This is a genomic window from Nocardioides sp. (assembly GCF_004803405.1).
Classification (GTDB): domain Bacteria; phylum Actinomycetota; class Actinomycetes; order Propionibacteriales; family Nocardioidaceae; genus Nocardioides; species Nocardioides vastitatis.
In genome coordinates this window covers 1-1,081 of the sequence record NZ_SSXI01000172.1, presented here as the reverse complement: position 1 = coordinate 1,081, position 1,081 = coordinate 1, and the positions used below count along the sequence as shown (strand labels likewise).

General features: G+C 74.5%; 2 protein-coding genes. One reads left to right on the top strand and one right to left on the bottom strand.

Features of this window, described 5'->3' with window-relative positions:
• Positions 1 to 788 (bottom strand): DMT family transporter (locus tag E7Z54_RS12225; protein WP_136434064.1); only part of this gene is annotated, 788 nt, incomplete at its 3' end.
• Between the two features lie 67 nt (positions 789 to 855).
• Between E7Z54_RS12225 and E7Z54_RS12220 the strand changes: the two genes are divergently transcribed.
• The coding region (locus tag E7Z54_RS12220; protein ID WP_206056179.1) for a GntR family transcriptional regulator at positions 856 to 1,081 on the top strand (226 nt) is incomplete at its 3' end.

The following is a 1,081-nucleotide window of genomic DNA, read 5'->3' as shown; positions in this document are numbered from 1 at the left end:
ATCGGGACCACCCCGGTGAAAAGGCCGGCGCGCCCCGCGCCGATGGCCCCGACGGCGGCGTACCACAGCAGGAACGCGACGGCGGTGACCACGACCGCGAGCCACAGTGCCGCCACCGCGTCAGAGAGGTCCAGCTCGCCGGCGGCGCGGGCTCCCTCGGTCCCGATGCCGAGGACGGCGAGACCGGCGGCGGCCATCCAGACGCTGTGGAAGGACACCCCGGCCGGTCCGAGCCGAAGGAGCACCGGCAGTGCGCAGAGGGTGAACCCCGCCTCGCAGGCGAGGGCGAGCATCGCGTATCCGACGCCCGCCGCGTCGGTCCGCCCGGTGCCCTGGACGAGCACGGCGCCCGCCGTCACGACCAGCGCTCCGACGGCGAGCAGGACCGGGGGGCGCCGCCGTCGGACGAGGGCCGGCACGATCGCCAGGAGGACGGGCACGGCGGCCACCGCGACACCGATCACGGCGGGCTCGGCGTGGTCGACCCCGCGGACGACGGCCACGTTGAAGATGACCAGGCCGGTGACGGAGACCGCGGCGAGCCAGAGCCACTCGGTCCCGCGCGGCCGGGGGACGCGGCGGCCGGTCAGCCGGAACGTGACGAGCAGGATGAGGGCCGCGATCGCGTAGCGGACGGCCTGGAGCGTGAACAAAGGTGCGTCGACGATCGTCGCGGACACGGCCACGCTGCTCCCCACGCACGCCATGCCGAGAGCCGCGAGCGTGGTGCCGCGAACCCGCGAGACCGGGCGGACGGGAGAGGCGAGCGTCGCCGTCGCACTGGTCATGGCTGCGAATCTCCCGCAGGATTGGTACTCACGACAGAGCCAATCCTGTCCCGAAGTGGAGGACCATTTGACCGGGACCGACTTCCTCCAGCTCGACCCGGCCGACGCCCCCACCAGCGGGATGGCCACCTGGCTCAGCGGCGCGGTCCGCGAGGCGATCGCCGACGGACGGCTCGCGGTCGGCGCGCCCCTGCCGTCCACCCGCGTCCTGGCCGAGCAGCTGGGCGTCTCCCGCGGTGTGGTCGTGGACGCCTACCAGCGGCTGGTGGACGAGGGGCTCCTCGCCGGCCGTC